Below are 21578 nucleotides of genomic sequence, written 5' to 3' on the forward strand. Positions count from 1 at the left end.
TCTCGTTCAGAAATCAGGAAACGAAGTAGCCGGTGAGCTGCATGCCGATGAGCACGAAGCCGGCCATCATCAAGATGGTGTTAACGCCGTAGGCCTGACGGTTGAAGGACGGCAGTCGACGCCAGAAGCCCATCACAATCAGGATGCCGGCAAGCGCTAGCAGTTGGCCGAGCTCAACGCCCACGTTGAACGCAAGCATGTTGGGGACCAGCCCGTCCGGCGATAGCGAGAAGTCCTGAAGCTTCGTGGCCAGGCCGAAGCCGTGGAAAAAGCCGAAGACAAGGACCGCAATCTTGGTGTTGGGTTGCACGCCGAACCAGCGCTTGAACGCGCCCATGTTGTCCAAGGCCTTGTAGACCACCGACAGGCCGATGATCGCGTCGACCAGATAGGCGTTGACGTGAAAGCCGCCGAGCACGCCGAGCAGCAGCGTCGTGCTGTGACCAATGGCGAACAAGGTGACGTAGATGCTCACGTCCCGCATGCGGTAAAGGAAGAAAATCACCCCGAACAGGAACAGAAGGTGGTCGTATCCAGTCACCATGTGCTTGGCGCCGAGGTAGGTGAACGCGATCAGTTGCCTACCGGTGCTTTCTTCAAGGAAGGCCTGGTCGCCCTCGCTGACACCGTGCGCGAACGCCGCAAACGGCAGGAGGACTGCGGCAAGCATCGAAAGCCATGCAAAGAGCTTGGTGGGGGAAGTCAAAGACGAGTTCCTTGTGCGGAAAGGAGATGGATGATTCATGGGGAGCGACTTTCCAGATCAGGTTTTTCGCGGTGGATCAGTCGATAGAGCGCCGGCAGCACGAGCAGTGTCAGCAGCGTTGAAGAGATGATTCCGCCGATCACCACGGTTGCGAGCGGGCGCTGAACTTCCGCGCCAGCACCGACGTTCAGAGCCATGGGAAGGAAGCCCAGGCTCGCCACCAAGGCCGTCATCAGGACCGGCCGGAGGCGGGTAAGGGCACCTTCGGTGACAGCCCTATGCAGGGGCATGCCCTCTTCTCGCAGGTTCTTGATGAAGCTGATCATTACCAGGCCGTTGAGCACGGCAACGCCCGAAAGCGCGATGAACCCCACGCCTGCGGAGATGGATAAGGGAATGCCGCGCAGCCATAGCGCCACCACGCCTCCGGTTAGCGCGAGTGGCACGCCACTGAACACGATCGCAGCATCCTTTCCTGAGCCGAATGCCATGAACAGCAATCCGAAGATCATTACCAGAACCACTGGCACGACGATGGACAGGCGCTTGCTTGCCGAGATCAACTGCTCAAAGGTGCCGCCGTACTCGATCCAGTAGCCTTCGGGCAGCTGGACTTCTTGTCCGACTTTGCTGCGCAACTCCTCGACAAAGGACCCCAGATCGCGTCCGCGCACATTGCTGGTGATCACCACCCTGCGTTTGCCATTCTCGCGGCTGATCTGGTTGGGACCGGGCGCAATCTCGACCTTGGCCAACTGCCCCAAGGGAACGAAGCTACGCTCCTGGCCGGTGCTCGCCCCTGGCGCGACGGCTACAGGTAGTGACGCCAGTGTTCCGATGTCCTGACGCAGGTTCTCCGGCAGACGAACCACGATGTCGAAGCGGCGATCGCCTTCGAACACCTGGCCGACCGATTCACCTCCCAACGCCACCGAGATGGTCTTTTGCACGTCATCAATGGCTACACCGTATCGTGCAAGTGCATCCAGGTCCGGCGTGATCGTCATCAAGGGCAGACCGGTGACCTGCTCAAGTTTCACGTCGGCCGCTCCTTGGATCCCACTGGCAACGTTCTCCACCTGACTACCGATGGCTGCCAGTTGTTCCAAGTCGTCGCCGTACAGCTTGACGGCAACCTCAGCCCGAACGCCGGCAATGAGCTCGTTCATCCGCATTTGCACGGGCTGAGTGAACTCGTAGTTGTTGCCAGGAATGGCGCGAACCACCTTCTCGAGCTCGGCAACAAGCTGCGCCTTCGGCTTGCGCGGATCAGGCCATTTGTCCCGATCTTTGAGCATGATGAAGGTGTCGGCTACGGAGGGGGGCATGGGGTCGGTCGCCACCTCGGCAGTGCCGATTTTGGCGACGACTTCGTCCACCTCGGGGAACTGCTTGATTGCCGCTTCCAGCTGACGTTGCATGCCGATGGCCTGAGTCAAGCTGGTCCCTGGAATTCGGAGCGCATGCAGTGCGATATCGCCCTCATCCAGGTTCGGAATGAACTCAGTGCCGAGACGGCTTGCAAGCAGGCCCGCCAGGACGGTGAGCACTGCGGCCGAGGCCACCACCACCTTGCGTGCGTTGACGGCTCGCTCAAGCATCGGGCCATACAGCTTGGTAACCCCGCGCATGGCCTTGGTTTCCTTCTCCGAAACCTTCCCCGTTACGAACTGAGCCACAGCGGCCGGCACGAATGTCAGGGACAGCGCCATGGCACCGGTAAGCGCGATGACCACGGTAAGCGCCATCGGGTGGAACATCTTCCCTTCCACGCCGGAGAGGGCAAAGATCGGGATGTAGACCGCCGCGATGATGAAAAGGCCGAACAGGCTTGGCTTGATCACTTCTGCACTGGCACTTGCCGCCAAGGAGAATCGTTCTTCCCGGGTCAACAGACGGCCCAGAAGATGTTGCCGCTCGCCAAAGCGGCGCAGGCAGTTCTCCACGATGATGACCGCCCCATCGACGATCAAGCCAAAATCCAGTGCGCCCAGGCTCATCAGATTCGCGGAGACACGATTCTGAACCATGCCTGTGATCGTCAGCAGCATCGTCAATGGAATGACCGCCGCAGTGATCAGCGCCGCACGAAGATTGCCCAGAAGCAGGAAGAGGACCGCGATGACGAGCAGGGCGCCTTCGAGAAGGTTCTTCTTCACCGTCTCGATGGTCCGGTCCACCAGTTCGGTTCTGTCGTAGACGGCATGCGCCCGCACGCCGTCAGGCAAGGTGGCGTCGATGTCCTTGAGCTTGGCGGCAGTTCGCTGAGCCACGTCTCGGCTGTTTTCACCGATGAGCATGAAGGCCGTGCCAAGGACTACTTCCTTGCCATCTTTGGTTGCCGCGCCTGTGCGAAGTTCGGTGCCTTCTACAACGTCCGCCAGATCGCCAACGCGCAATGGCATGCCATCACGGTTGGCCACAACGATCTTGCGCAAGCCCGCCATGTCGGCCACCTGGCCCGGCACGCGGACCAGGTACTGCTCACCGCTCTTCTCGATGTAGCCGGCGCCCACGTTGGCGTTGCTGCGTGCCACGGCTTCCAGCACGTCCTGCAACGTCAGTCCGTAGGCTTGGAGCTTCTTCGGGTCCGGCGTGATGTGGAACTGGCGAACATAGCCTCCGACGGTGTTGACCTCCGTTACGCCCTTCAAGTGGCGCATCTGCGGTCGGACCACCCAGTCCTGCAGCGTACGAAGCGCCATTGGTGTCCACGTCTCCTCAGCACCCGGCTCAGCCTCCACGGTGTACATGAAGATCTCGCCCAAGCCCGTCGCTACCGGTCCAAGGCTTGGCTTGAGTCCCTCGGGCAATTGGGATGCCGCTTGCTGAAGCCGCTCTGCGACCTGCTGACGGGCGAAGTAGATGTCCGTGCCATCTTCAAACACCACCGTGACCTGAGACAGGCCGTAGCGTGAGATGGAACGGGTGTATTCCAGCTTTGCCAACCCGGCTAACGCTGTTTCGACGGGGAACGTGACCCGTTGCTCGGCCTCCAGCGGTGAGTAGCCGGGAGCTTCGGTGTTGATCTGCACCTGGACATTGGTGATGTCAGGAACGGCGTCGATGGGAAGCTTGCTGTAGTTCCAGATCCCAAGGCCTGAGAAGGCCAGGACCAGAACGAGCACAAGCCATCTGTGCGCGATGGACGCGCGAATGATTCGCTCTAGCATGGGGCGTCCTTAGTGGTCGTGGCTTGCGCCGGACTTTTCGATGTCGGCACGAATCAGGTAGCTCTGCTCGGACACGTAACGGGTGCCTGGCTTCAGTCCTTTCAGAACCTCCACGCGCTCGCCATCGCGCCTACCCAGTTCAAGCATCCGCACCTCATAGCTGTCGCCCACCTGGGCGAACACAACGGTGAAGTCCCGGAAACGCTGAAGGCCCGATTCTTTTACCGTCAAAGGAACCTCCGTTTCCGCGATGACGACCTCGGCGGATACGGCCATTCCCGGTCGCCATCTGCCTTCACCGTTGGCAAGGGCCACGCGTGCCACCACGGTCTGGCCCGCGCTGGCCAGCGGCAGGATGCCCTGCAGCTTTCCCGTTGTTTCCAAACCACCTGTTGCCGAACGGATGGTCACCGCTTGGCCCGGGGACAGGCGCTCGGCGTCGCTTCCCAGCGCACGCAAATCCACCCAGACCTCGGAAAGGTCAGCTATCTCGAACAGCGTGTTGTCGGCAGCGACATCTCCTACCGCCGTATTGCGTGCGAGCACCACGCCACTGAAAGGCGCCGTGACGGAGTAGGTCCGCATGCTGTCATTGCCCTCCACCGTGGCCAGCGTCTGACCGGCCGAGACGCGTTGTCCCATCTCGACCGTCACACTGCGGACCACGCCCGGGAAGCGTCCCTTCACCGCAGCAAAGCGACCGGTGTCGACCGCGACGTTGCCCATAAGCGAGACAGTGTCCCGGATGACCCCTGGTTCGGCGGACTCAACCACGACACCTGCGTCGGCAGCGGCTTTCGGATCTATGGTTGTGCGACCTTCGTACGAGGCGTAGGCCCAGGTGTAGTTCTTCCCACCCACCACTGCATCGGCTTTGACGTCAAAGGAGTGCGGTTCAACCACCTCCCCGTTGCCCACTAGGTAATCGTTCTCTGGAACAAAGCTGAAGTTGTTGACTTCGCCGTCCAGTCGCTTGAGTTGCATCGTCGCTTTGACTTCGCCAGGTGCCAGCGGCTTGTCGTTGCGATAGGCATACAGTCGGAACTGCGGCGGGGTATTGGTTTCGTAAACAGTTACTTCAAGGGCGAAGTCGCCGTCGCGAAGCATGCGCCCGCGATGCGGCCCTCGTTCGTAGTCGCCTGCGGCCGCAGCAGTGGCTTCAGGCTTGTCTCCCTGCGACGGTTCGTTGCCGCCACATGCAGCCAAGGCGAACGGAAGCATGATCAGGAATACGTATCGGTTCATGGGCGGATGTCCAAGGCAGAAGCGGTGAGGCGGTCGGCCTCGACCAGGAGACGGAGATAGCGCGCGGCAGATTCGACTTCCCGTTCGCGAAGGTCGAAGAGCCGCTGCTGCGCTTGGCTGAGTACCAGGAAGGAGAAGCGACCTTCCTCAAAGCCTCTGCGGCTCTGATCAAAGGCCTGCTGGGCCTTTGGCAACTGGCGCTGGCGCACCGACTCCACCTCGGACTGCGCTTGCTTGAGCTGCTGGTAGATGCCAAACAGCTCTTGACGCACCTCCAGCATCTGCGCCTCGCGCCTGTACTTGAGCGAGGTCAGCTCGTAGTCCGCTTCGGCGACGGAGAAATCCGATCGCCGCCGGCTTCCCAACGGGACAGAGATGGACATCACCAGGCCGCTGTCTTTGGTGGCTTCCAGTCGGCGAATGCCGAGGCCAACGCTGACATCCGGCTTGGCGCTGGCCCGGGCGATCTCCCTTCTTGCACCCAGAACCCCGGCCTGGGCCTCCATGGCCCGCTGCTGTGGTGTCGTGGCGAGGCGTAGGCTCAGATCATCGAAATCATCCAAAGAGGGAAGGACCCCGGTATCCCCGGCAACCGAGCCGAAGTCCGGGCTCGGCGCCCCCCACGTGGCGGCAAGTGACATCCGCGCGCCTTCCAGCGCCTGCAACGCCTGCTCCCGCTTCAGCTCGGCATCGAGCAGGGCGATCTCGGCGGCTCTCAGGTCCGAGTCCGGATTACGGGCGGCCGCTACCCAGCGGGCCACTTCACGGCGCATGGCCTGGGCCATTTTGATGCGCTCTTCGGCGTGCTCGACATGCTCTTGGGCGGCCAGCACATCGACGAAGCGCCCCGCAGCCAAGGTGGCAATGGCGATACGGGTGACGTCCGCCTCGCTTCGGGCGGCGTCCACCTCCGCGCCACCGAGCGCTTGGCGCGCTGCCCGCTTCCCACCGAGTTCCAAGACCTTGGAGATGCGGAACGTGGATTCGGCGGCGTCCAGGCCGCTCAGGCCACCTGAGCCTGCCACGTTTTCAAGCTCGCCTCCCAGCACGAGGGGCGTAGGCAACGCCTCCCGGCCCGCACGGCTTCTGACAGCTTCCAGTTGAGCAGCGTCTGCCTGCACGCTGGGATGGGTGCCCAGGGCACGGGCAACCGCATCCTCCAGGCGCAGCACTTCAGCGGCGTGGCCAGGCACGGCCACACCGCAGGCGCCGGCAATAGCCAGCGCCCACAAACTACGTAATTTCACGGAAAATCTCCGACAAATGGTCATGACGACGCGCTGCCGGCCACCATTTGGTGAACAGCGCGCTCAGGCCGCTACAGCGCGGCAGGAGTCGTCAGACGATCGGAGGTCTAAAAGGTGAGCCGTGGTGGCCCAATGGCTCATCAACGGAGCGCAGGCCGGGCAGTAAAGATGCCGGCGGTACAGTAGCCAGGTTCAGATTCGAAAACACCAGCATGCCGGCAAAGCTCACATCGGCCTGGTGAAGGACGCTGTGGACACCTGATGCATGCTTGGGATCTACGTTGTCGCCATTTCCGGGGGTGTGTGAGTGCCCGTGCTCTGCCGTTGCAGCGATGTCGTGCTCGGCAGTGTGGAGCTCGCCCTGCTGGATCACAATCGGCCGAACAACGATGCTCAACAGCATCAGCACGAAGATGCTGAGCTGGATGAGTCGACGGTGGCGGGCCGAGAAGGCGGACATGAAAGGAAGAATAGTCGTACCCGACCTGGGTTGTCGAGAGTCCTGAGTTGCGGGTCGGTGCCTGCTCCGATTACGACTTGGCTCTCGAGGGAGGGTGTCGCTTAAGCCAACTCCGATCAGATCGCCTTGCCTCAGGCGTCGCCGCGCCTGCTGCCGGTTCTGGCCGATAGCGGGTGCCCAGTGAGGATGGTGCCTGCCTCTCGCTCCCTGGGCGATTTACTAGCGGCGGCACGCGGACGTCCGATAAGCGTGCATCCCGAGACGCGGCGAGGCTGGAACTAGGCCTCACTGATCTCTGGAGCGCCGTCCCGCAGGCTCGTTCCAACGTCGAATGGGGCTTGGGTCCTCTCTCAAGCGTTGGGCGATTCCGCGCTGCTTCTGGCATTCAGTCAGACCCTAAACGCACCACTAGGCTCACAGTTGGACTTTCAGATCAAAAGGGCGCAGCGTTCGTTCTCGCCCCAAGGGGCCGTTGATTTCGGAGAGCGCAGGTGAGCAGAACAAGTATCTCCCATCCACTGCAGATTGCGACCTTGCCTGTCGGGATGAACGGCGGTGGGATCGGCGTCACCTTTGCACCGGGAAAACATCAGGACGTCGCAATGACGGGGTCTTGGGCTCGAGACTTGGACATCGACGTAGCGTCGATAGTTGCGTGGGGAGCACAGCATCTGATCACGTTGATTGAGCCGTGGGAGTTCGAGGAGTTACGAATTACATCCTTGGCAGAATGTGCCAAAGCGCACGGCTTGAAGTGGCACGGCCTGCCGATTACGGATGGTGCGGCTCCTGATGCGCGACTGCTTGTGCCATGGCAATCCCTAGGACCTCAGCTCGCAGCCGAGCTCTTGTCCGGACGCAGGATCGTGGTGCACTGCAAAGGAGGCCTGGGCCGGGCGGGGACCGTGGCGTCGATGCTTCTCATTGACACAGGCTACGCTTCGGACGGCATCGATGCGATTGCTAAAGTGCGCTCAGTGCGGCCTGGTGCAGTGGAGACTGCGGAGCAGGAAGAATTCATCCTGAACTGGCCTGCTCGCGGAACCTCAAGTCTGGGGGGAGCCGCAATGCCCCGCTAACCTACCCTTTACCGCCCTGGGCTGGAATACAAGAGGACGGAACTCCGCAGGTAGTTTGTAGGGAAGCCGCCGTAGGGGACGCAGTGCTGAGCACTTTTCCTCGAACACATATAGTGTTGCTGCTCCTACTGCTTCGCGCGCCCCTCGCATGCCTATCTGAACCTGTCGCCAGGCTTGGACTTCGAGACCAAGCTGTTCGCCAAGACCAATGCGCCCCAGCTGCTGCGCAAGGAACTGTCGAAACCGGGCTACGTGCCGCAACCGATCGCGCTGGGCATCAACACCGATGCGTACCAACCGATCGAGCGCAAGTTCAAACTGACCCGCCAGCTGATTGAAGTGATGCTGGAGACCAAGCATCCCTTCTCGCTGATCACCAAGAACGCGCTGGTCGAGCGCGATATCGATCTGCTTGCGCCGCTGGCCGCGGAGAACCTGGTCAGCGTGCATTTCTCGGTGACCTCGCTGGACCCGCATCTCTCCGCGAAGCTGGAACCGCGCGCGTCGGCGCCACACGCACGGCTGCGCGCGATGAAGCGTCTGCATGAGGTCGGCATTCCGGTGGGCGTGATGGTGGCGCCGGTGATTCCGTGGATCAACGACAGCGAACTGGAAGCGGTGTTGGAGGCCGCACACGACGCAGGTGCGAGCACCGCCGGTTATGTGCTGCTGCGCCTGCCGCTTGAAGTGGCGCCGCTGTTCCGCGAGTGGCTGGACACCCATCATCCCGATCGCGCCGCACATGTGATGAGTACCATCCAGCAGCTGCGCGGCGGCAAGGACTACGACAGCCAGTTCGGCACGCGCATGCGGGGCCAAGGCGTGTATGCCGATCTGTTGAACAACCGCTTCAAGCTGGCGCGCAAACGTCTGGGCTTCAATGCGCAGAACAGCCATTGGCCGAAGCTGGATTGCAGCCGGTTCCAGAAGCCGTTGCCACCGAGGAAGGATTCGCCGCAGGGGTCGTTGTTCTGACGCACGTACAACTTGGCTACCTACCTACCATCGCTCGCCCAGCGACGCGCAATGCATGAAAGTACGTCTCCATCTATTGCAAGCTGACGTAGGGCCGTCATAAACTCGCCACAAACATGAATCCCCGATGACTGAATGACTCGGTCTCGGATGAGGAGATAGGCGAGCGCATGATGCACTTTGCAACACGGAACACTCTGAAGTCCCGTCTTCTTCTTCTGCCGCTGCTTTCCCTGCCGATGACATTGGCAACGGCGGCAAACACTCTCGAAACCGTTCAAGTCACCGCCAAACGCCCTGCTGGAGGTGGCGGTGTAGGTGGTTTTGGATTTGGCGGCGGCAGTGGTGTCCACCTGTCCGAGTCTCAAATGGACAATGGCGGCGGCGGCGGTGCAATTCCGACCGAAACCGCGAAGGAGCAGCCGACCGATGACAAAGAGAAGGACTGCAATGGTCGTAAGGGCAATCCCGTCGTGCTCTACAGCGGCAACAAGGTTGAACCAGAACTTGATTTCGCCAGTCAGGGCGAAATGGGACTGTTCCTGCAGCGCAACTACAATCACTATTGGAGCGCGACCGGGCTGTTCGGCAATCACTGGCTGAGCAACTTCGATTATTCGCTCGCATTCACCGATGCAAATCAGCTGGCGTGGGTGCAACGGCCTGACGGTCGCCGCATCAAGTACCTCAAGGATCCTGCCAGCGGTCGCTGGTATGAGGACAAGGCCCAGCCCATCGCGTACCTCTCCGCGAACGGCGATGGCACGTTTACGCTTCGAAACGAAAACAACGGTACGGAGACCTACAACGTCGAGGGCTATATCACCCGACTCAGCAATGAGCAGGGCGTGAGCTGGACGTTCTCCTATGCTGACCGCTATCTGCAGAAGGTGACCCACTCCTCGGGACGCAGCGTCAGCTTTGGTTGGGCCAATGGACAGGTAAGCCAGGTGACCGATCCAGCCGGCAACGTCTATCGCTACACCTATACCCCCAATGTTTTCGGGAACGGACGTGGCCGGCTTGCCAGCTCGACGCTGCCAGGCACACCAGCGACGACGATCAGCTACCACTACGAAGATGCTCGCTTCCCGGGTGCCCTGACTGGCAAGTCCTTTGATGGCGTGCGCTATTCCACTTTTGCGTACGACGCGGAGCGGCGCGCCATCAGCACGGAGCACAACGGTGGCATTGAGCGATTCCGCTTCAGCTATGCCGTGCGCAGCACCGAACCGGTGCTCCCGCCGCCCGCACCGACTCGACCCGGCGGTGTCCGCGCCGACGAAGAGCGTGGATGGTGCGAACAGCGCACCGGAGGCTCACGCATCTGCTATCAACCGCGCTCGCTGCCTGTTGACTCGCTGCCGATGGAGAGCGCTCTCGGTATGACGGCCGCCGCTGCGCCGGGCCTTACGCGGCCCGTCGATATTGATGTCACTGTGATCAACCCTCTTGGCCGTAGCACCACTTACACGTTCAAGGACGGAAAGATGGTATCGACCAAGGGTGATCCGTCGCCGAACTGCCCTGCCAGCTACAAGGAGCAGAGTTATGACGCCAATGGATACCCGGATCTGGTCCATGACTTCCAGGACAATCTGACCAACTTCGACTACAGCGCTCAGGGTTACCTGCTGAAGCGGGTGGAAGCTGTCGGCAGCTCGGCCGAACGTACAACGTTGCAGGAGTGGGATACCACGCGGAACAGACTCCTCAAGACAACGGTGGTGGGTGACCTCGAGGTTGCCTACTCCTATGACGATCGCGGAAACGTGGCCAGCGCAACCGAGCGCAATCTGACGGCACGTGGCGTACCCAGCCAGACACGAGTGACCCGGAGCACGTATACCTATCACGCAAACGGATTGAAGGCCTCGATCAAAGTCGATGGACCGCTTGCGCAGGACGACGTCACCTCCGTGTTCAACGGCCAAGGCGATCTGACCAGCGTCACCAACGCACTCGGTCATACGATCAGCTATTCCAACTACAACGGATTGGGGTTGCCGGGACGCATCGTCAATGCGAATGGTGGTGTGCGAGAGCTGACGTATGACGGCCGCGGCCGCGTTGTATCCGACAGAACCAGTTCGGGAACCGGCTGGGCGACTACCGCCATTGGCTACACCGCTGCAGGTGACATCGCCTCGCTTACCCAGCCTGATGGCGTGACAGTCCGCTACGGCTACGATGCAGGGCGCCGCCTGACACAGGAAGTCCGTTCGATGGGAGACGGCAAGTGGGCGTGGATCCGTCATAGCTACAACAACGCTTCCAATCGCACGCGCACTGAGGTTTCACAAACCGACTATCCGATGGATACGGTCGTAAAGGGGATGATTGATGAAATCACCCACGACGGCCAGTGGAACTGGTTCGTTCGAGGTTGGGCCTGCTCCACCGGATCGGCGGGATCCATCCAGGTGGATGGTTACGCCGATGGCAACGTCTACCTGGGTAGCACTCAAGCAAACCTTGCCAGCGAGCCAGGAGTTGCCGCGGCGTGCCAAGCATCAGGGAGTGCCTATAGGTATCAGTTGCCGATATCGCTAGCCCAGAGGCAACAGTTGGGCGGTCGCAAGTTTTCCATCTACGGCCAATCTCCGCAGGGGCGCGGCCAGGACCGACCGCTTCCGAACTCTGGGGTGCTCGCGATTCCAACGGCAAAAATCGTTGGTGATATCGGCGGCGTGACCCAGGACGGAAACTGGAACTTCTTCCTGGAAGGCTGGGCCTGCTCGATCGGCGTGGACTCATCGATCGATGTGCACGTCTATGCAGGAAACTCCGCTTGGGCAGGGGGCACCTTTGTTGCCAGTGGTCGTGCCAACCTCGCAACGGACGGCAACGTCGCCAGCGCTTGCCAAGCACGCGGAAATGCGTATTGGTTCAAGATTCCACTCGATGGCAATCTGCGATCAGCGCATGGTGGCAAGGCGCTTTATGTTCATGGCATCTCGCCGTGGGGTGGTGATCATCTGACCATCAATCGCTCGGGCACTTTCACCGTCCCAGCCGTTGTGCGGAGTGCGGAGTTCGTTTCCTTCAATGCCTATCCCACCAACATCACCAATGGACGGCAAAGCACGTTGACCATACAGGTCCGCAACACAGGCAACGTCGTATGGGATGGAAACACTTACCTTGCATGGGGCCAGGACCAGCTGGATCAATCCCGAGCACTGGCCGGGCCGGTGTCCCCTGGAGGGATTGCATCGTTCAGCATCGACGTCGCGCCCTACCACGATGGCATCGGGATCAGGAGCTTTGCATACATTGCCCAGATGGCGACCAACGGTATGGCTTGGGGACCCCGGCCCTACACCATGATCGCGGTAGAAAACGCGGATTGGTACTGCCCGCCAAACAGCACCACCTGCGAGGCGCCGATGTGATGACCACACTGACCTTACCCCTCATCCCATCGAATGCTGTTATCCAGAGGGTGAACTACAGGTACTGCGCGAGAACTGCGTCCGGTGGTGCGGCTTGGGGCGTGGAAGCAAACGTCTTTCAGTCGGTCGAGAACAACAAGGGAAGTTGCTGTCGCAGCGTCTGCGAACGCCTTCGGTAAGAAAGGACCATCCATATGCCAGCACTGACGCTTGCCCTGATCGGGCTGAACGCTGTTGTCTCCGTCAACACATATGAGTACGACGAACTGGGCCGCGTGATCGTCGAGCGCGGTAATGGGGTACAGAACGTACGCTATGCCTATGACGCGGAGGGACGCGTCACGCAGGTGACCGATTCGCAGAATCGTGTCACCCGTATGAGCTACGATCCGCGTGGACGCCTGATCAAATCAATCGACGCCGTCGGGGGCACGACCCAGATTGCCTACGACCTGGCAGATCGCCCGGTCCGTGTGAGCGATCCCCGCAATCTCGTTACCACCTACGAATTCGATGGTTTCGGCCAGATGTGGAAACAGGTGAGTCCGGATACGGGAACGACACAGCACCAGTACGATGCTGCAGGTCTGCGGACATCGACGACGCGGGCCGATGGCAGCGTTGTCTCCTTCGGCTACGACGGTCTGGGACGAATGACTTCTGCGAGCGCAGAAGGCCGAACAATGGGTTATAGCTACGATTGGTGCGGCAACGGTAAGGGTCAGATGTGCGGCACTTCAGGGCCCGGAACCGCCACCCATTTTGCCTATACACCGAACGGTCAGCTGCAGATACGGCGCGACTTCACCGATCTGTCTGGTCAGAAGACGGACTACAGCACCACCTATGGATACGACGGCATCAATCGCCTGAGCCAGATCACCTATCCCAACGGTGACAAGGCGACCTACACATATGGCTCCCAAGGAAAACCAAGTGCGTTGACGGCGACGGTCGACGGGACTCAGCGTTCAATCATTTCCCAAGCCAACTGGAAGGTCACGGGAGCGCATGAGTGGCTGGCCTACGGCAACGGGCTTGCCCGGGGCTACAACCACGATCAGGAGGGGCGGCTGACCGCAATGTCGGTCTGGGGACCCAATGGCAGCAAGGTCAGCTATTGGGACTATCAGTACAGCGGCGATGGCGAAATCACCGCCATTGTCGACGCTGTCGACCCGAACATGACGCAGTTGATCGGCTACGACGCGTTGAGTCGTATGACCAAGCTGACCCGCTTCGGTGTCATCAACAATCTTTCCTACGATGCCGGCGGCAATCACGACCGCTATCAGGCAGGAAATCAGCTGACCCAATACAGCATCGACCCGGGGAGCAACCGGGTGCTGAACTACACCAACCAGGACGGCAGCCGTCAGTACCAGTACGACGCATTGGGAAATCGTATCAGCGAGACCGCAGGCAGCCGGATCAGCACCTACGAATACGACGCCTTCAATCGCATGAGCCGCAGCAACATCGGTGGCACTGCGACTGACTATGTGCTCAATGCGCAGGGGCAGCGCGTTGCGAAGGTCAACAAGAACATCAACAGCCGCTACTTCTACGCTGGCCAGAACCAGCTCATGACCGAGCTGAACAATGGCGTGTGGACCAACTATTTCTGGTTCGAAGGTGAACTGGTGGGTTTGGCTCGCAGCGGGCAGCACAATTATGTGCATACCGATCATCTTGGACGCCCGGAGTTCGTCACCAGCCCGAGCCAGCAGACCGTCTGGAAGGCGTACAACTATGCGTACGGCCGCAGCGTCCAGAAGGATGAGATCGGAGGGTTGAACATTGGCTTCCCGGGCCAGTACTACGATGTGGAAAGCGGACTCTGGTACAACGGCTTCCGCGACTATGACGCGAGCATCGGCCGGTATGTGCAGAGTGATCCGATCGGGTTGGCAGGGGGACTGAATACCTACGCGTACGCCGAAGGAAACCCAGTCACCGGGTTCGATCCATTGGGTCTCTGCAAGACGGATTATGTCGGAGCAATCCTGGGAGCAGCCGATATGGCGGCTGGCGTCGGTGCAATAACTGCGGGTAGTGCTGACTCCATCATTGCAGCGGTCGCAGGAAGCGAAGATGGCGGACTCGTTGGTTTGACGGTGGCGGCAATGGGCTTGGCCACCTTCCACGATGGAGCCAACAACCTGGCGACCGCGTTTGACGGGAAAGAGAGGACACCGGCTTTGGAAAAAGTGGGCGGATCACTATTGGGATGGCAGGGAGCCCAGATAGGTCGCTACGTGAGTAACTTCAATACAATCACCAGTCTAAGCAAAGGAATTCGAAGTGTTCTGAAAGGAACCGCTAAGCTGTCGGATGCGCACGAAATCGCCAAGGGCATCAAAGAAAATGGCGGCGGACCTGCATCTCCTTGTGACTGTGGTGGGAAATAGATGAAATGAAGATTATCTACTGGCTTGGCATCGCGTTCCTGTGGATGCTTCCATTGAACGTCCTGTTGCTGACGGCCGGCAAGCTGATGTCGGGTGGCACGCTTGGAGAAGAAGAGCTCGTTGGCTTCGGTGTGGCAGTGTTCGGTGCAGCGGCGGGCACGATCCTCTATCGCCGTCGCCCACGGTAGAGATTGCTCGACTGAAAGTGGAACGAAGTCGAGCAAGCGATATCGTCGAGCAGCTCGGCGTCACCCCCCAAACAACTTCTGCGCACTCTGGAACAGAATCCAGCTGGTCGCGATGAACTTGTCTCCACCTTGCGGCCTGTTGCCACGATGGGTGTGGGTGAACGCAGTCGGCGCGATCAGCAAGCTGCCGGTACGAGGTGCGATCTTCCGCCCCTGGAACAGGAACTCGGTTTCGCCCTCTTCGAAGTCGTCGTTGAGGTACAGCGTCCACAGCACATGCCGGTGCAGGGTCTCGGCCTGCGCATCCTTCGGGTACAGCTCGCAGTGCCAGTACGGGTAGCCGCCCTCGCCCGCCGCATACCACTGCAGGTTGATCGCGCCCGGGCGCAGGCAGGTGCGGGCCAGATCGGCCAGCTGCTGCTGCGGCATGTCGGGGAAGTCCTCGGCAGACAGGCGTCGCGGTTGGCCGTTGCTGTCCTGGATCTGCAACATCAGCGGCGCAATCAACGCCTGTGGATAACGGCGTAGATAAGTCAGCAGGCCATTGAACACCGCGATCTGCAGCTGCTGATCGACATCCTGCCAGCCGCCCAGGCCACTGATGCGCAGATCCTTGCTGTGCTTGAGTTCCGGGAACACGCCACTGCCCACCGCACCGGGCTGCAGGCCACGCGTAGCGCGCAGGCGCTCAACGATGGCCGCGCAGACCTCGCTGGGGACGGCGTTGTGGATGACTTCGATGAAATCGACCGGGCCTTGCTCGTGCATGCGTGCATTCCTTAGGCGGCAATGGCTTGATGGTGCCGTTTGCCGCCCTCGGTGTCACCCTACGGTCATGTCATCGTTCTGCCATGACCGTTGTCGGGAGACTTGCATCAGCCCTGCGCGTCGTCGTGCGCGTGGTGGTAGCGCACGGCCTCGGCCACTTCCTCGCGCGAGCCGAGGAACACCGGCACGCGCTGGTGCAGCTGGTCGGGCTGGATGTCGAGGATGCGCTCGCGACCGGTCCAGGCAGCGCCACCGGCCTGCTCGACCAGCAGGCCCATCGGGTTGGCTTCGTACATCAGGCGCAGCTTGCCGGCCTTGGACGGATCCTTCTTGTCCCACGGGTAGATGAAGATGCCGCCGCGGGTCAGGATGCGATGCACGTCGGCGACCATGCTGGCGATCCAGCGCATGTTGAAGTTCTTGCCGCGCGCGCCTTCCTTGCCCGCCAGCAGATCGCCGACGTACGCCTGCATCGGCGCTTCCCAGTGACGCTGGTTGGACATGTTGATGGCGAATTCCTGGGTGGCCGCCGGAATCTGCATGTTCTCGGTGGTCAGCACGAACTCACCCTTCTCGCGATCCAGGGTGAAGGCGTGGGTGCCGTGGCCGACAGTCAGTACCAGCTGGGTGCTGGGCCCGTAGATGCAGTAGCCGGCGGCGATCTGCTTGCTGCCCGGCTGCAGGAAGGCGTCATCGCCCGGCAGTTCGACATTGGTCGGGCAGCGCAGCACCGAGAAGATGGTGCCGACGGAGACGTTGACGTCGATGTTGGAGCTGCCATCGAGGGGATCGAACAGCAGCAGGAAGTCACCACGCGGATAGATGTCCGGCACCGGCTGGCTATGGTCCATTTCTTCCGAAGCACAAGCGGCGAGATGGCCGCCCCAGGCGTTGGCTTCGAGCAGGATCTCGTTGCTGATCACATCCAGCTTCTTCTGCGCTTCGCCCTGCACGTTGCCGGTACCGGCGTCGCCGAGCACGCCACCGAGGGCGCCCTTGCTGACGGCAATGGAGATGCTGGTGCAGGCGCGGGCGACGACCGCGATCAGCTGGCGCAGGTCGGCATTGATGCGGCCGGCGTGCTGTTCCTGGATCAGGAAGCGGGTCAACGAAGTACGGGACATGAGCGGGCAGGTCTCGGCAGCGGGAAAACGCCTATTGTCGCCCGTATGGCGGGGCCGTGCGTGAGCGCGGGAAGGCGTAATCGTTTCCAGATGCGTTGCGCTCGTGGCGCCTTCCTTTTGTCGAGGCTCACGGGAGGGGGAGGCGATGCAGGACACGCTGCAAGTACGTCCATGTAAGCTCGATGGCGCCATCCATGGCGCCAACGGTTCTGCATCGCCTCCCCCTCCCGCGCGCTTCAGGGTTCGCCGCGAGCGCGGTGGGATGGCAAGAGCAAGAGCAAAAACAAAGGCGCCTTTCGGCGCCTTTGTCTTCAAGCTACTGGAGCGTTGTTTCAGCCCTTGGCGACGGTGGCCACGGCCTTGGCGACGTATTCCAGGTTGTTCTGGTTCAGCGCGGCCACGCAGATGCGGCCGGTGCCGACGGCGTAGATGCCGAACTCGTCGCGCAGGCGCTCGACCTGCTCACGGCTCAGGCCGGAGTAGGAGAACATGCCGGCCTGTTCGTTGATGAAGCCGAACTGCGGGGCACCGGCAGCGGCCAGCTTCTCGACCAGGCCCTGGCGCAGTGCGTGGATGCGCTCGCGCATCTCGGTCAGCTCCTGCTCCCACATCGCGCGCAGTTCCGGGTTGGTCAGCACGCCTGCCACCAGCGCGGCACCATGGGTGGACGGGCTGGAGTAGATGGTGCGGATCACGCGCTTGACCTGCGACTGCACGGCCTTGGCGTCAGCAGCGGTCGGCGCCACCATCGACAGCGCACCCACGCGCTCGCCGTACAGCGAGAACGACTTGGAGTACGAGTTGGCGACGATGAAGCTGTCGATGCCGGCTTCGGCGATGATGCGCACGGCGGCGCCGTCCTGCTCGATGCCCTTGTCGAAGCCCTGGTAGGCCATGTCGATGAAGGGGAACAGTTGCTTGTCCTTCAGCAGCTGCGCGACCTGCTTCCACTGGCTGACGGTGAGGTCGGCGCCGGTGGGGTTGTGGCAGCAGGCGTGCAGCAGCACCACGGTGCCGGCTTCCAGCTTGCCGAGGTCGGCCAGCAGGCCATCGAAGTTGACGCCATGGGTGGTCGGGTCGAAGTAGGTGTAATCCACCACCTCGAAGCCGGCGGCGCTGAACACGGCGCGATGGTTTTCCCAGCTCGGGTTGCTCAGTGCAACGGTGGCGTGCGGCAGCAGCTTCTTCAGCACATCGGCGCCGACACGCAGCGCACCGCTGCCACCGACGGTCTGTGCGGTGGTGACGCGGCCGGCGGCCAGCAGCGGCGAGTCCTTGCCGAACACCAGCTCACGCGTCGCCTGCGTGTACGCCGGCAGGCCATCGATCGGCAGGTAGCCGCGCGGTTTGGCCTCGTTGGCGAGCTGCTGCTCGATCTGCTTGACGGCCCGCAGCAGCGGAATGCGGCCGCTCTCGTCGTAGTAGATGCCCACACCCAGGTTGACCTTGGTCGGGCGGCTGTCGGCGTTGTACGCCTCGGTCAGGCCCAGGATCGGGTCGCCTGGGACCAGTTCCACGTTTGCAAAGAAGGACACGGCGGTACTCGTTCGGTAGACGGAAAGGGGGAGGAATTGCGCCACGCGGTCTGCGGCTTTTCGGCCGGAAACAGCCCATCGTAACAAAGCCTGCCGGGGCTGGCCGCCGCCATCGTCATCCGCAGCCCCGTACCATGGCGTGCGTTGCCGCCTGATCCATCAACCTGAATCATGAATCCCGCCGCACGACGCCACTGCCTGCCGTTGTCCGCCCTGCTGCTGTCGCCACTGGCGGCCATGGCCGAGCCTGCGCCCATCGCCCTGCCCGCCGTGCAGGTGCAGGCGGCGCGGGTGCCGGGCATCGACCCGTTCGCGCTGCCGGCCAGCCAGGACACGGTCTGGATCGACGCCGGCCGGGCCGGCAACAGCGTGCAGTTGTCCGAGGCACTGGCCGGGGTGCCGGGACTGCTGGCGCGCGATCGGCAGAACTTCGCCCAGGACACGCAGCTGTCGATCCGTGGCTTTGGCGCGCGCTCGACCTTCGGTGTGCGCGGCGTGCGGGTGTTGATCGACGGGGTGCCCGCGACCATGCCCGATGGCCAGGGCCAGCTGTCGCATGCCAGCCTGCTGGGTGCCGAACGCATCGAGGTGCTGCGCGGGCCGTTCTCGGCGCTGTACGGCAACTCCTCCGGCGGCGTGCTGCAGGTGTGGAGTGCGCAGGGCCAGGCCGACGACCCGTGGCGGTTGCGCCTCAACGCAGGTGCCGACAACACGCTCAGCGTCGGCGCGCAGCTGAAGGGAGCCAGCCACGGGCTGGACTACAACATCGCCGCCAATCACTTCCGCACCGATGGCTGGCGCGAACACAGCCGCGCGCGCCGCGAATCGCTCACTGCGCGCATCGGCGGCGATCTGGGCGGTGGGCGACTGGAGCTGCTACTCAACGCGCTGGATGCGCCGGACGCACAGGATCCACTGGGCCTGACCCGCGCGCAGGTCGCTGCGGATCCACGCCAGGCCACGGCGGTGGCGCACCAGTACAACACCCGCAAATCGGTGCGCCAGCAGCAGGCGGGTCTGCGCTGGACCCGCGAAACCGACACCCAGCGCTGGCAACTGATGGGCTATGCCGGCCAGCGCGCGGTGCGCCAGTACCTGTCGATTCCGCCTGCAGCCCAGACCAACAGCCCGCTGCATGCCGGCGGGGTGATCGATCTGGAGGGCGGCTACGGCGGATTGGACGCGCGCTGGGGCTGGCACGGCGACCTCGCCGGTCGACCGCTGGATCTGGTGGCCGGGCTCAGCGCCGACCGCCAGCGCCAGCACCGTACCGGCTACGAGAACTTCATCGGCAGCACCCTGGGCGCGCGTGGGCGCCTGCGCCGAGACCAGATCGATACCGTGCAGAACGTCGACCAGTTCGCCCAGGCCTGGTGGCAGTGGAGCCCGCGCTGGTCGCTGCTGGCCGGGCTGCGCCACAGCGCGGTGCGTTTCGAATCCGATGACCGCTACGTCACCGGGCGCAATCCGGACGACAGCGGCCGCCGCCACTACCAGGCAACCACGCCCGTGGCCGGGATCAGCTTCGAGGCCAGCCCACAGTGGCGGCTGCACGCGGCCGTGGGGCGTGGTTTCGAGACCCCCACCTTCAACGAACTGGGTTATCGCGCCGACGGCCAAGCGGGATTGGCGCTGGACCTGGCGGCCGCGCGCAGCCGCAATCTGGAGGTAGGCAGCAAATGGCACGCACAGGACGGAACCCAGCTTGATATCAGTCTGTTCCGCGCAGATACCGACGATGAGTTGGCCGTTGCCAGCAACATCGGCGGGCGCAGTACCTACCGCAATATCGGTTGCACCCGTCGCCAAGGCGTGGAACTACAGTATCGCCAGCCCTTGGCCGAGCAGCTGGAACTGCAGCTGGCCTGGACCTGGCTGCAGGCGCAGGTGCGCTCGCCGTACCTGACCTCGAACAACGTGGTCGCCGCGGGCAGCCGTCTGCCTGGTGTGCCGCGCCAACAGGCCTTCGCCCGGCTGCAGTGGACACCCGCTGACTGGCAGTGGGCGCTGGAGGCCTCGGCCAGCACCGATACCGTGGTCAATGACGTGGCTACGGCGCGCGCGCCCGGTTTCGCTCTGCTGCACCTGGAGGGTGGACGCCGCTGGACCCTGCCGGGCGGTGAGCTGCGTGCCTTCGCGCGGTTGGAGAACGTGCTGGACCAGGCCTACATCGGCTCGGTGATCGTCAATGACGGCAATGGCCGCTTCCACGAGCCGGGACCGGGACGGCGGGCCAGCCTCGGGCTGCAGTGGTCGTGGCGCTGACGCCGTTCCCACGGTAGCGCCGGGCCATGCCCGGTGGATCCCGCGCTGCGCTATGCGCTCGCCGGGCATGGCCCGGCGCTACCCGTCAGTCGGGGGCCTTGGCCGGTACGAACGGCGAGGTCGGGTCGCTGGCCGGGAAGGTCTCCTCCAGCGCCTCGTCCTGGTTGTCGCTGGCATGCTGCTTGCGCTCGCGGCGTTTCAGCGGGCTTTCCTGGCCCCCACGATGGCGGTCGCCGCCATCCTTGCGGTCCAGCGCGGCCTGTTCAGACTCGTGCTTCACCGGCAGATGCTCGCCACCATGCTCGGCGTCAAAGAACGGTGCGCCGGTGCCGCGGTAGTCGGCGTTGTCGGCATCGCGCTTACCGCGCTGCTCGCCGGGAATGGGCGGGTGGTTTTCCCGCAGCGGGTCACGGGAGGTCTCTCGGCTCATGGTCTGGCTACCTGCGCTCGGGGGCTCCCACTACACCGCTCGCAAGGTAAAGCCGCCGCGAACCTGGCGTCATGAACATCTCGCTCACCCCCCGGTAACGGGACCGCGCGTATTCCTGCCCACCCGCCCCCGCTGCAGGAGCCGGCCATGCCCCGTCTTGAACGACCCGCACCGTCCGTGTTCAACGCCCTGCTCGATCCGCTCGGCCAGCGCACAGCTCAGCGCCGCACGCGTCGCCACGAGGACCCGCAGGCGGTGGCGCAGGACTACCTGCAGTACATGCTGAGCGATTACGAAGAGCGCCGTGGCCAGAGCCATCGCAATTGGCGTGACCTCTGCCCGGTCTACGCCTTTGCGCTGACCACGCATGCCGCCGACTGGCCGCGCGGTGACGCCGCCGATACCTGCGAGGAGCTGGCCGAGCACTGGGAACAGATGCGTGGGCACTCGCGCTTGAGCTGGTCGCAGGCGCGGCCGGTGGTGGAAGATGCGTGGCGCGCACTGGACCATATCCCGGCGGCAGCGGTGAGGCCGTTGCTGCAGTAGCGCTGGGCACCTGAAGCAGCCGAGCGTGGGC

Annotated in this window: 15 protein-coding genes and 1 pseudogene; 7 read left to right on the forward strand and 9 right to left on the reverse strand. The window is 62.5% G+C overall.

Annotated features, from left to right (window positions below):
• Positions 1–13 precede the first annotated feature (13 nt).
• The 5 genes from AC0Z6F_RS15505 to AC0Z6F_RS15525 all read right to left on the reverse strand — a co-directional run bounded on the left by AC0Z6F_RS15505 (position 14) and on the right by AC0Z6F_RS15525 (position 6831).
• Entirely contained in the window at positions 14–745 is a 732-nt protein-coding gene (locus AC0Z6F_RS15505) for a HupE/UreJ family protein (RefSeq protein ID WP_005411761.1), read from the reverse strand.
• Positions 742–3879, reverse strand: coding sequence for an efflux RND transporter permease subunit (locus AC0Z6F_RS15510; protein WP_005411762.1), 3138 nt, complete (start codon positions 3877–3879; stop codon positions 742–744). The genes AC0Z6F_RS15505 and AC0Z6F_RS15510 overlap by 4 nt, the downstream gene beginning before the upstream one ends.
• Before the next feature lie 9 nt (positions 3880–3888).
• Entirely contained in the window at positions 3889–5124 is a 1236-nt protein-coding gene (locus tag AC0Z6F_RS15515; protein WP_005411763.1) for an efflux RND transporter periplasmic adaptor subunit, read from the reverse strand.
• A complete protein-coding gene (locus tag AC0Z6F_RS15520) occupies positions 5121–6371 on the reverse strand; it encodes a TolC family protein (RefSeq protein WP_005411764.1) in 1251 nt (416 codons plus the stop codon). Before AC0Z6F_RS15520 ends, AC0Z6F_RS15515 begins: the two co-directional genes overlap by 4 nt.
• 91 nt (positions 6372–6462) lie before the next feature.
• Positions 6463–6831, reverse strand: a complete 369-nt coding sequence (locus AC0Z6F_RS15525; RefSeq protein ID WP_005411765.1) for a hypothetical protein — start codon at positions 6829–6831, stop codon at positions 6463–6465.
• Between the two features lie 602 nt (positions 6832–7433).
• Between AC0Z6F_RS15525 and AC0Z6F_RS15530 the strand changes: the two genes are divergently transcribed.
• From AC0Z6F_RS15530 to AC0Z6F_RS15550, 5 genes and pseudogenes are all read left to right on the forward strand, one after another.
• Complete coding sequence (locus AC0Z6F_RS15530) at positions 7434–7910, forward strand: cyclin-dependent kinase inhibitor 3 family protein (RefSeq protein ID WP_485619102.1); 477 nt, start codon at positions 7434–7436, stop codon at positions 7908–7910.
• A gap of 120 nt (positions 7911–8030) precedes the next feature.
• A pseudogene (locus tag AC0Z6F_RS15535) lies at positions 8031–8885 on the forward strand (PA0069 family radical SAM protein); the annotation flags it as partial.
• A 170-nt stretch (positions 8886–9055) separates the two neighbouring features.
• Complete coding sequence (locus AC0Z6F_RS15540; protein WP_012509605.1) at positions 9056–12280, forward strand: DUF6531 domain-containing protein; 3225 nt, start codon at positions 9056–9058, stop codon at positions 12278–12280.
• Positions 12281–12474: 194 nt separating this feature from the next.
• The gene (locus AC0Z6F_RS15545; RefSeq protein WP_485617593.1) at positions 12475–14691 is read left to right on the forward strand and encodes an RHS repeat-associated core domain-containing protein; all 2217 of its coding nucleotides are present in this window, start codon (positions 12475–12477) and stop codon (positions 14689–14691) included.
• 5 nt (positions 14692–14696) lie between these two features.
• The gene (locus AC0Z6F_RS15550; protein WP_012509607.1) at positions 14697–14879 is read left to right on the forward strand and encodes a hypothetical protein; all 183 of its coding nucleotides are present in this window, start codon (positions 14697–14699) and stop codon (positions 14877–14879) included.
• Between the two features lie 60 nt (positions 14880–14939).
• Here the strand turns inward: AC0Z6F_RS15550 and AC0Z6F_RS15555 are convergent, their stop codons facing one another.
• From AC0Z6F_RS15555 to AC0Z6F_RS15565, 3 genes are all read right to left on the reverse strand, one after another.
• Complete coding sequence (locus tag AC0Z6F_RS15555) at positions 14940–15647, reverse strand: 2OG-Fe(II) oxygenase (protein WP_012509608.1); 708 nt, start codon at positions 15645–15647, stop codon at positions 14940–14942.
• A gap of 107 nt (positions 15648–15754) precedes the next feature.
• On the reverse strand, positions 15755–16771 hold the full coding sequence (locus AC0Z6F_RS15560; protein ID WP_014035428.1) for a class 1 fructose-bisphosphatase: 1017 nt from the start codon (positions 16769–16771) through the stop codon (positions 15755–15757).
• Positions 16772–17103: 332 nt separating this feature from the next.
• Positions 17104–18306: an amino acid aminotransferase gene (locus tag AC0Z6F_RS15565; protein ID WP_032129275.1), complete on the reverse strand. Its 1203-nt coding sequence runs from the start codon at positions 18304–18306 to the stop codon at positions 17104–17106.
• 171 nt (positions 18307–18477) lie between these two features.
• Between AC0Z6F_RS15565 and AC0Z6F_RS15570 the strand changes: the two genes are divergently transcribed.
• A complete protein-coding gene (locus AC0Z6F_RS15570; RefSeq protein WP_485617590.1) occupies positions 18478–20571 on the forward strand; it encodes a TonB-dependent receptor family protein in 2094 nt (697 codons plus the stop codon).
• Positions 20572–20656: 85 nt separating this feature from the next.
• Here AC0Z6F_RS15570 and AC0Z6F_RS15575 read toward each other — a convergent pair whose 3' ends face one another.
• A complete protein-coding gene (locus tag AC0Z6F_RS15575) occupies positions 20657–21001 on the reverse strand; it encodes a hypothetical protein (RefSeq protein WP_012509612.1) in 345 nt (114 codons plus the stop codon).
• Between the two features lie 147 nt (positions 21002–21148).
• On the opposite strand from AC0Z6F_RS15575, the gene AC0Z6F_RS15580 reads away from it, so the two are divergent.
• On the forward strand, positions 21149–21547 hold the full coding sequence (locus AC0Z6F_RS15580) for a hypothetical protein (RefSeq protein ID WP_004132921.1): 399 nt from the start codon (positions 21149–21151) through the stop codon (positions 21545–21547).
• The last annotated feature ends 31 nt before the right edge of the window (positions 21548–21578 follow it).

Source organism: Stenotrophomonas sp. 1L-E-5-B-C3 (genome assembly GCF_057292075.1).